The 7,964-nt window shown below is 63.7% G+C and carries 6 protein-coding genes and 1 pseudogene; 3 read left to right on the top strand and 4 right to left on the bottom strand.

Annotated elements, in window-relative coordinates; translation table 11 throughout:
* From NKJ90_RS32935 to NKJ90_RS32925, 3 genes are all read right to left on the bottom strand, one after another.
* Positions 1 to 277 (bottom strand): SLC13 family permease (locus NKJ90_RS32935; RefSeq protein ID WP_352487737.1); only part of this gene is annotated, 277 nt, incomplete at its 3' end.
* Between the two features lie 113 nt (positions 278 to 390).
* A complete protein-coding gene (locus NKJ90_RS32930) occupies positions 391 to 1,785 on the bottom strand; it encodes a sensor histidine kinase (RefSeq protein ID WP_023763159.1) in 1,395 nt (464 codons plus the stop codon).
* Positions 1,782 to 2,447 (bottom strand): response regulator transcription factor, encoded by a 666-nt coding sequence (locus NKJ90_RS32925; RefSeq protein WP_023763160.1) that lies wholly within the window; start codon positions 2,445 to 2,447, stop codon positions 1,782 to 1,784. Before NKJ90_RS32925 ends, NKJ90_RS32930 begins: the two co-directional genes overlap by 4 nt.
* A gap of 144 nt (positions 2,448 to 2,591) precedes the next feature.
* Between NKJ90_RS32925 and NKJ90_RS32920 the strand changes: the two genes are divergently transcribed.
* The 3 genes from NKJ90_RS32920 to NKJ90_RS32910 all read left to right on the top strand — a co-directional run bounded on the left by NKJ90_RS32920 (position 2,592) and on the right by NKJ90_RS32910 (position 7,573).
* The gene (locus NKJ90_RS32920; RefSeq protein ID WP_023763161.1) at positions 2,592 to 3,104 is read left to right on the top strand and encodes a hypothetical protein; all 513 of its coding nucleotides are present in this window, start codon (positions 2,592 to 2,594) and stop codon (positions 3,102 to 3,104) included.
* A gap of 189 nt (positions 3,105 to 3,293) precedes the next feature.
* Entirely contained in the window at positions 3,294 to 4,460 is a 1,167-nt protein-coding gene (locus NKJ90_RS32915; protein ID WP_023763162.1) for an efflux RND transporter periplasmic adaptor subunit, read from the top strand.
* The gene (locus tag NKJ90_RS32910) at positions 4,457 to 7,573 is read left to right on the top strand and encodes an efflux RND transporter permease subunit (protein WP_023763163.1); all 3,117 of its coding nucleotides are present in this window, start codon (positions 4,457 to 4,459) and stop codon (positions 7,571 to 7,573) included. Before NKJ90_RS32915 ends, NKJ90_RS32910 begins: the two co-directional genes overlap by 4 nt.
* Before the next feature lie 179 nt (positions 7,574 to 7,752).
* Here NKJ90_RS32910 and NKJ90_RS32905 read toward each other — a convergent pair.
* Positions 7,753 to 7,964 (bottom strand): annotated as a pseudogene (locus NKJ90_RS32905) (anion transporter); the annotation flags it as partial.

The following is a 7,964-nucleotide window of genomic DNA, read 5'->3' as shown; positions in this document are numbered from 1 at the left end:
GCGCATGTTCGATGGCGATGGCGCCAAGGCCGCGAAAAGCGCCCGACACTTTCAGATGCGCGACCACGATCATCATGCCGAGCAGAAGCGTGATGGTGTCGAAATTGATCGTCCGGTAGGCGTCCTCCATGCTGAGCGCGCCGATGGCGATCATCGCCGCCCCGCCGAGCAACGCGATCCCCGCACGGTCGAGGCGCAGGCCGGGGATGCGGCCAACGGCGACACCGGCGTAAGTCAGGACAAGGATCAGCAGGGCCGCCGCGCTCATCAATGTCATTCGCAAAAGTCCCTGTTCGAATTCCTTTCCCCAGATCGGGTTCCTCCCGTTCGGGGTATTTCAAACCTTGGCGCGGCGCCGGCAAAAAGGGTCCGAAAGCTGGCTCTCAATAATCAGAGTGCTTGCGGCAAAATCACCCGCGCCCGCAGCCCGCCGCTATTTGCCCGCGACAATTCAAGACTGCCGCCATAAAGCTCCACGAGTTCAGCGGCGATCGGCAGGCCGAAGCCATAGCCTGATGTCGCCTCGTCGATGCGCCGCCCCGGCCGCATCACCTCCGGCATCGCCGCCGTGTCGAGACCAGTGCCATCGTCATCGATGTCGATCGTGACGTGGCCGGCATCGGCCCTTGCCGTGACGGTGACGCTTGAGCGCGCCCATTTGCAGGCATTGTCGAGCAGGTTGCCGAGGATTTCGTCGAAATCCTGCGTTTCGGCGGCAACCGCAACATCGGTCGCAGCATCGACATGAAAGCTGAGCCCGCGCTCTCGGTGCACGTTGGCTATCATGCCGGTGAGATCGGCCAACCTTTCCGCAACATTGGTGCTGGCGCGTGCCGGGCCGGATAGAACTGCGGTGCGTGCGCGTGAAAGGTGGTGGCGGATCAGCCGGTCCATCAGGTCGAGTTGGGAGCGCATCATGCCGTCGGCGGGCTTGGTCGACTGGCGCTCGAGTGCGAGACCAAGCGCTGCCAGCGGCGTCTTCAATCCATGCGCAAGGTTGGCGACATGGCGCCTGGCGCGCGCCAGCCCTTCGGCATTGTCGGCGAGCAGGCTGTTGACTTCCTCGACCAGCGGCAGGATTTCGCTCGGCTGGTCGGTGGAAATCGACGTGCGCCTGCCGGCGCGGATATCGGCAAGGCCGGCTCGCAGAGCGGCCAGCGGTCGCAGGCCGAGACGCACCTGCGCCAGCATGGCACCGAACAGCAACAGCCCCAGCACCATCAACGCCAGCGCCAGCGGCACCAGGGCTTCGCGCAGCGGCCCATAGATAGCGCGGTAAGGCGCCGCCGCAGCCACGGTCACAGTTTGCTTGTCGAAAGGCGCGGCAAGGATGCGCCAGTGCAGGGCCTGGCCGTCCGGTCCCGGCCCGTCCGCGGGCGCGGGCCGGCCGAACGTATCGAGCGACCCGAGCAATTTCGACAATCCTGGGAAATTGTGGAAGCGGCTACCATGGACCGGCGGCAGCGGTAGAGCGCCCAGGCCGGCCAGCGAGGCCGACACCAGTTCGCCGTCCGATCCTGTGACCTGCCATGCCCAGCCAGATCCCGGGCGATCGAAGGGCGGCCCGTTGAGCATTGGCGTCACCGTCATCTTCCCATCGCCGTCGTGCTGCAGTGCCGCCGCTATGGCGAAGACCTGGCCGTCGAGCCGCTGGTCGATCTGGCCGATGACGAAGCGCTGCAGGATCAGCGCAATGGCGATGCCGGCCAGAAGCAATGCGACGATGATAGCGGCAGCCGCTGCAAGCCGCAGCCTGCCGGCGAGCGAACGCGGGATGAACCTCATGTTTCGCCCGCCGTCAGCCGATAGCCGAGGCCACGTATGGTTTCGATGTGTCGGTGGCCGATCTTGCGGCGCAGCCTGGCAACGATCACCTCGAGCGAATTGGAATCGATATCGGAATCTCCTTCATAGACCCGCTCCAGAAGGTCGGCGCGCGTCACCACCACTTCCTTGCGCAGCATCAGGCTGGACAGCACGCGCCATTCCAGCGCTGTCAGCTTCAGCGGCAGGCCATCGAACTCGAAAGTGCCGAGTTGCGCGTCGAAGGCGAGCGGGCCGCAGGTAACTTTTGTCTGGGCATGACCGGCAGCGCGCCGCACCAGCGCGCGCAGCCGCATGATCAGTTCCTCAGTCCGGAACGGTTTTGTCAGATAGTCGTCGGCGCCGGCCTTGAAACCCTCGACCTTTTCCGACCATCCATCGCGCGCCGTCAGGATAAGCACTGGCAGGTTGCGCCCCGCTGCCCGCCATGCCTTGAGCACGGCCTTGCCCTCGATCTTCGGCAGGCCGAGATCGAGAACGGCGACATCATAGGCGCCGGTGTCGCCGAGATGCTGGCCGTCCTCGCCATTGCGGGCGATATCGACGACGAAGTTTTCGCCGCGCAGCGCTTCTGCCAACTGGCCGGCGATCGACAGGTCGTCCTCGACGAGCAGCACCTTCATTGAATCGGCTTCCTTACGCCTGCCTCAGAATCGGGTCCTACGCCCGCCGGCTTAACTGAAGCTGAACGACCTGGTTCAGGCTGGATTCGCGGAACCTGCGGTAAAAGTCTCCCATTCAACCACAGCCAAGGAAAGACGAATGTCATGACTGAAACAGCTAGCAGCTCAAATCCGGCCGGACCCGGCAAGCCGGCCGATAGCCGGCGCGCTCGTCGACCCTATCTGACCGGCATCTTCGCCGCCGGCCTGGTTGCGCTGGGAGTTATTGCCGGCGCCGGCGCCATGGCGTTGGACGCGCCCCGCGACACCACCATGCTCATCCAGCCCATACCCATTTCGTCGCTCGCGCCCTACAGCGTCGTTGCCGTCAAGGGCAAGGTCGTCGAAATCTTCGGCGACAAGTTCGTCATCGACGACGGCAGCGGCCGTGCGCTGGTCGAGACCGGTCGGCGCGGCGAGGGTGGCAAGCTCGTCACCGCTGGCGAGGCGCTGACCGTACAGGGCCATTTCGACGATGGCTTCATCCACGGCGACATCATCGTCCATGCCGACGGCCGTGCCGAAAGCCTGAAGCCACCACGGCCGGGTCCGCGCGGCCTGCCCGATCGCCTGCATGGCCGTGGCGTCGATATCGTCACGCCGGGCGCACCCGGCTGAGCCTGGCATCACGGCCGGTAAGCCAGCGGCCGTCTGCCCGAAATGAATGGAGGTCACGGTGCTCATCCAGCCCAGTTTCCGGAACGTGCTTGCGCGCGAGAGGGGCATCCAATGATAAAGTGGGGGATACGGACTAAGCTCGTGGCTTGGGCCGGCTTTGCCTGCCTGTTGGCAGCCGCAGGAGCCGCCATGCATGGGTCGACCGCCCAGGACATCGTTCAGCCAAGGGCTTCGTCCACGACCGCCGGTCAGGCTTCGAGCGGGCCAACAGCCATTCACGTCAGCGTCGTTTCGGCGACCGTGGGCACTGTCCAAAAGGTCATCGCGGGTATCGGCACAGTCGCGCCGCTGCAAACCGTGACAGTTCGAACCCAGATCGACGGAGAAATCCTGAGCATGCCTTTTACCGAAGGCGATGTCGTCCACCAGGGCGACGTGCTCGTGCAGATCGACCCCCGACAGTTGCAGGCGGCGCTGGCGGTGGCGGAGGCCAAGGAGACGCAGGACATGTCTCAACTCGACAATGCGCGCAACGACCTTGCCCGCTATTCGGCGCTTGCCAAGAAAGATATTGTCGCCGCCGAGACGCTGGACCAGAAGGCGGCGGCGGTCGAGCAATTGAACGCCGCTGTAAAATCCGACGAAGCGGCGGCGAGCAGCGCCCTTACGCAACTCGGCTATGCCACGATCAGGGCGCCCATCACGGGACGGACCGGCTTCCGGTCCGTCGATATCGGCGGCATAGTCAGCACTGCTTCCTCGACAGGCATCGTAACGATTACCCAATTCGACCCGATTGGCGTCGTGTTCGTCGCGCCGGGGGACCGCTTCGGCGAAATCCGCCAAGCGATGAAGGACAACGTCGCTACGGTGGAGGCGCTATCTACGGACACGCGAACGGTTCTCGCCCGCGGCAAACTGACGTTGATGGACAACAATGTCGATTCCGCCAACGGCTCGATAAAATTGCGCGCCACTTTCGACAATCAGGACGGAAAACTCTGGCCCGGTCTGCCCGTCGCAACCCGGCTGACCACGGCGGTGCTGCATGGTGTTGTCGTTCCCGACGAAGTGCTTTCGCGCGGCGTTGGCGGACTTTATGCCTATGTTGTTGGCACTGATGGCAAGGCCAGCCGGCGTCTGGTCGAATCCGGCGTCGAGACCGACGGCATGACGCTTGTGACCAGGGGCATTGCGGCGGGCGACAAGATTGTCTCTGACGGACGCGATCAGGTTGGTGATGGGACGGCGGTGGCCGTTTCCGCAAATCCGGATCTGGCCAATCCAGGTGGCGTTCAGCAACCCGCCAACGCCATCGGTGGTGGCACCCCTGTTGCGACGACAGCCGCGCCATGAGCGCGGGGCCCTCCGACCACTTCGTTCGCCATCCGGTCGCCACGACGCTCGGCATGGCCGGGATCCTGCTGATCGGCCTCTTCGCTTATCCGAGGCTTCCGGTCTCGGCGCTGCCAGAGATTGCGTTCCCAACGATCCAGGTCTCGGCAAATCTCCCAGGAGGGGCTCCGGAGACTATGGCCTCGTCGGCGGCGCAGCCTTTGGAGACGCAGCTCTCCAAGGTCAGCGGCGTCACCGAGATGACCTCGTCGAGTTCGCTGGGCACGACCCAGATCACCATTCAGTTCGACCTCGATCGCGATATCGACGCGGCGGCCAGCGATGTCCAGACGGCGATCAGCACGGCAAGCGGACAATTGCCAAAGGATCTGCCTTCGCCGCCTTCGTTCCATAAGGTCAATCCGGCCGACGCACCGGTTCTCCAACTGTCTGCCACCTCCGACACCTTGTCCTTGATAGACGTCGATGAGTTCATCGAAACCCGGGTCGCCCAGCGCATCAGCCAGATCAGCGGCGTCGCCCAGGTCAATATCGGTGGCCGGCAGAAGCCGGCGATCCGCATTTCCGTCGATCCGGGACGCTTGGGGGCAGCGGGCGTAACGCTCGAGGATGTGCGCACCGCCATTGAGGGTCTGAGCGTCAGCGGTCCGAAGGGCAATCTCGATGAAGGCAAGCGAACCTTCCCGATCTACAACAACGACCAGATCACCGATGCCGCCGGTTGGAGCGATGCGGTCGTTGCCTATCGCAACGGCGGCCCGGTCAGGATCCGCGACATTGGCCAGGCCGTCGATGGTCCCGAGGATGCCAAGATGGCGCATTGGACGAACGGCAAACGCGGCATCGCCGTCGATGTCTTCCGCCAGCCCGGCGCCAATGTCATCCAGGTGGTGGAACGCATCAAGGCTGAACTGCCTGAACTCCAGGCAGGATTGCCGCCCTCGATCAAGCTCGCGCTGGTGACGGACCGCACGACCACGATCCGGGCCGCGGTGTCTGATGTCCAGTTCACGCTGTTGATCACCATCCTGCTGGTGGTCACGGTGATATTCGTCTTTCTGCGCAATGTGCGGGCGACGCTTATCCCGGCAGCGACGCTGCCGCTGGCGCTGCTGGGTGCGCTGGCGCCGATGTGGCTGTTCGGCTTCAGCCTCGACAATCTGTCGCTGATGGCGCTGGTCATCGCTGTCGGTTTTGTCGTCGACGACGCCATCGTCATGCTGGAAAACATCAGCCGGCACATCGAGGCGGGCGAGAGCCGAATCCAAGCAGCGCTCAAGGGGTCGAAAGAAGTCGGCTTCACCATCGTGTCGATCAGCCTGTCGCTCGTCGCCGTGCTTATTCCGGTTCTGGCGATGGGCGGCATCGTTGGCAGGCTCTTTCGCGAGTTCGCCCTGACGCTCACCATCGCGATTGCCATCTCGACAATCGTCTCGCTGACAATGACGCCGATGATGGCGTCAAGGCTGCTCAAGCCAGCCGGGGCCGTCCGCCACGGGCGCCTTTACAAGTGGAGCGAGCGCGCCTTCGAGGCGCTGCGGGGCCCCTATGGGCGAGGTCTCGATGTCGTGCTTCGCCATCGCTGGGCGACGCTGACGGTCTTCTTCGCGACGCTGGTCGCAACCGCCTATCTGTTCATCATCATCCCCAAGGGCTTCTTTCCGGAGCAGGACACGGGCTTTATCGGCGGCCTGTCGCAAGCCGCGCCCGATGTGTCCTACGCGGAGATGGCCAGATTGCAGGAACAGGTCAGCGCGGTCGTGATGAAGGATCCAGCCGTCTACAGCGTTTTCATGGACATAGGCGGAGGCAATGGCGGCAACGCCCTCAGCCAGGGTCATGTCAACATCACGCTGAAGCCAAGGAGCCAGCGCGATGTCTCGGCGCAGCAGGTCATCGCCCGCCTCGGGCCGGAGGTCGCCAAGCTGCAGGGTATTCGCCTGTTCATGCAGGCGGCGCAGGATATCAACATCGGCGCACGCCCGGCCAAGACGCAGTACCAGTACACGCTTGAGGACAACGATATCGAAGAACTGAACGTCTGGGCGCCAAAGGTGCTGGCGGCCTTCAAGGGCTTGCCCGAGCTTGCCGATGTCGGCAGCGACCAGCAACAGCAGGCGCCGACCCTGACACTGACCGTCGACCGCGCAGCGGCCTCCCTGTTCGGCGTGTTGCCTCAGACTATCGACGAAACGCTCTACGACGCCTTTGGCCAGCGGCAGGTCGGCCAGTACACGACGCAGACCGACACGTTCCATGTCGTTCTCGAGGTGCTGCCAAACCTGCAGCAGGACGTCGAGACCCTGGAGCGCCTCTCCGTCAAATCGCAGTCGGGAACCCTGGTGCCGCTGGCCAATGTCGCGCACTGGACGACGCGCGGCGTGGCGCCTGTCTCCATCAACCATCAAGGCCAGTTTCCGGCGGTGACGATGTCGTTCAATCTTGCGACTGGTGCATCTCTCGGCACTGCCACGACCGCGGTGCGAAACGCCATGGCCGCGCTGAAGCCGCCGGCTTCGTTGGAGGGAAGCTTTGCGGGCAGCGCCAAGGCATTCGAGGAGTCCCTCTCGACCGTACCGCTGCTGATCGGCGCCTCGCTGGTCGTCGTCTACCTCATCCTCGGCGTTCTCTACGAAAGCTTCATCCACCCGATCACGATCCTGTCGACATTGCCCTCGGCAGCGCTTGGCGCTCTCGCCACGTTGATGGTGGCCGGCTTCGATTTCGGGCTGGTGGCGATGATCGGCGTCATCCTGCTGATCGGCATCGTCAAGAAAAACGGCATCATGCTGGTCGACTTCGCCATCAAGGCGGAGGCCGAACAAGGGCTATCGGGGGAAGACGCCATACGGCAGGCGGCGTTGCTCAGATTCCGGCCGATCCTGATGACCACGATGGCGGCGATCCTCGGTGGCGTTCCGTTGATGCTCGGGCATGGGGCCGGGTCGGAACTGCGCCAGCCGCTAGGCTATGCCATCGTCGGCGGCCTTGTCGTCAGCCAGGTGTTGACGCTTTTCACGACGCCGGTGATCTATCTGCTGCTGGACAAGATGACCAGGCGATCCGTTGGGGGCCCCCTTGCCAAGGATGGATGGATACGGCGTGAGAGCTAGTCCCCAGGATAGCCCTGCCAGCCTTGCGGAGCATATACCTGCGTTTGCTTTTTGGGCATACGATTGCGGCTCGGATTGCCGGCCAACCTCATCGGCTGTTGCGCTCGAAAAGGCGACGCCCAAGGTCGAAGCGGAAATTCCGGTATGGAAAGCCTATTGTGCATCGGGAAAGGGGCGCCTTAACGCAATGCAAGCCATGCCGTTCCAGCCAGAAGCGTGACCAGCGTCAGCGGCAAGCCGATCTTGAAGAAGGCGCCGAACGACAGCGGCGTGCCGGCGGCCCGTGCCTGTTCGGCGACGATCAGATTGGCGACCGAACCAAGCAGCGTGAAATTGCCGGCCAGCGTCGAGCTCATGGCGACGACCAGCCAGGCGCGCTCGGGGTTTTCGA

It is taken from the genome of Mesorhizobium sp. M0051 (assembly GCF_040323235.1).
Taxonomy (GTDB): Bacteria; Pseudomonadota; Alphaproteobacteria; order Rhizobiales; family Rhizobiaceae; genus Mesorhizobium.
This window is presented reverse-complemented; position numbering and strand designations above follow the sequence as displayed.